A 2,005-nucleotide genomic window follows, 5' to 3' on the forward strand; every position below is an offset into this window, starting at 1 on the left:
GCCACCTTTATTGCCTGGAGTGAGTGAAATGCTTGGCTCTAGGCCATTTGAAGAGTTGACAGAACTTACTGCCACCTTACTGCCACCTACTGCCACCTTTGCCGTTTTCCGCTCTGGAAATGCTTCAAATTTGTGAGTTTGTTTCGTTTTGACTACCTTACCGTAACCCATGGCTTCTAATTTTCTGAAATGTTCGATCGCCTCATCAATCTCCTTAACGTGCCCGACTTTCTTTACCCTTCCGGCAGTTATTTCTTCATTTTTCCTTAAAGCTAGGTTGTAGATTTTTAACAGTTTACTGGGTTCATTATTCTCCATCCTAGCTAGAGTTGCTCTAACTTGATTTATCTGATACCTCATCCTATGAGCAGCAATCTGCAACGGTCTCTTGCCAATAGTCTGGCTGGGAGTTTGACCGTTTGCTACGGCTTCTAAGATGTGGTACAACAACGCCCACCTGAGTATTTTGCCGTCTGCTTTGCTGTACTGGTAAATTAGAGCGGGTTTAGTTTCTTCATTTGCTTTGGTTTCGGCCTTGTTATGATATTTTTCAAATAGTGCATAAGCTTCAGGAGTAAGGTTGAATTTAAAAGATGGCAGCTCATCTATTTTCTCGTAGATACCTACAAGTAAAGGATTGATATTTATTGAAACCTCGCTATCTCCATTCCAGAAATGAGGTTTTTTGTTCAGGGTCGCTATATTGTACCGAGCAAATTCTCCAGTTGGGTCAGCAGATGACATTATATTAGATAAAACATCTGGCTGAATACCTCCTAGCAGGGACTGATTAGCCGACAAACTTGGATAATGCTTACCTTTTCTGTTCATTGGTGGTAGATAACCGTTGTAACTTTCTAATAGTTGTTGAGCTTCACCACCTTTACCACTTGTGTACCTACCACGGCTGTTAGCCTCCCTGGCTAGCTCATCAAACAGTCTCAGGATTTTGGGGTTGTCTTGTGCAATTTCTCTGAGAGCTTCCGGAGTATAGTCTCCAGTAAAATACTGTCTTCTCTTTGGTGGTGTAGGTTTGTCGCCTCTATCTTGTTTGTCTGCACTTTCCCATTCTGCCAGTTCCTTTTCATATTCTGCTAGTTCAGCGTTGTATTGTTCTGTAGCCTCTTTTTCCATTACTCCTAGAGGTTTTGAGGCGATTGCATTGATGATAGGAGATTTCTTTGACCCCGGTTCTCCAACGATGGCTGAAAAAGTTGTGGGTACTTCTTCAAAGTCTGAACATTTTCTGCCAATTATTCTTGTTTCTGGGTGTATCAGACTTGCTGCTGTAGCTTCTAGGGCAACTAAGGCAGGTTCAGGGTTGACTCCCAGATTTTCTGCAAACTTCAGTATGGGGCGTAGTTCTTTTGGCAAAATGGCTTCACAAGGTAAAGGCTCGTTAGAGCTAAGTATTTCTCCAAACTCTACTATGTCATCTTCTAGTTCTGCTGCTTTATCTCGTTCTTCTAAGATTTCTTGATAGTAAGATCTTAGGTCTTTAACAGTCCAACCACTTTTTTGAGATAACTTTTTTAATTCTTTAGTTAGTGTTGTTTTTGTTGGTCGGTCTCCTGCTAATAAGGACAGTTTATCTTCTACTTTGGTTAGCTCCCACTGCTGTGACTGTTGTGCTGGAAATTCTACGATATTGTTACTTATTGCAACTTTGGATGAGTTTGAAGCCGACTTATTTTTAGACTCTCTTTTTTCGCGCCACTTTTTGATGCAGTTTTCTAAGGCATCATCTGTCAATGTGGAAGTAGGGTTACTCTTCTCTGCCGACCTCCATATCCGGTTAGCTTCTTTAATGTCTAGTGGTGGGGTGCAGCGACTGCAATAATCATCAAACAGTTGACGGGGGTCGCTTGAAGAATATCCTAGATGGTCTAGACTCTTTGCAGCCCCTATCAGACCTCTAGCTAGTTTTGCCCCGGCATTATTGCGATTATTTTGACCTTCACCGCCATTAATTAAAGCCCTGTCATTTTTTGATAAGCATTCTTCA

At 41.7% G+C, this 2,005-nt stretch carries 1 protein-coding gene; it reads right to left on the reverse strand.

Annotated elements, in window-relative coordinates; genetic code table 11:
• The coding region (locus tag ACP6PK_RS15595; protein ID WP_426560606.1) for a DUF3987 domain-containing protein at window positions 1–2,005 on the reverse strand (2,005 nt) is incomplete at both ends.

The organism is Dapis hubbardiae BLCC-M172 (genome assembly GCF_050016015.1).
GTDB lineage: Bacteria > Cyanobacteriota > Cyanobacteriia > Cyanobacteriales > Microcoleaceae > Trichodesmium.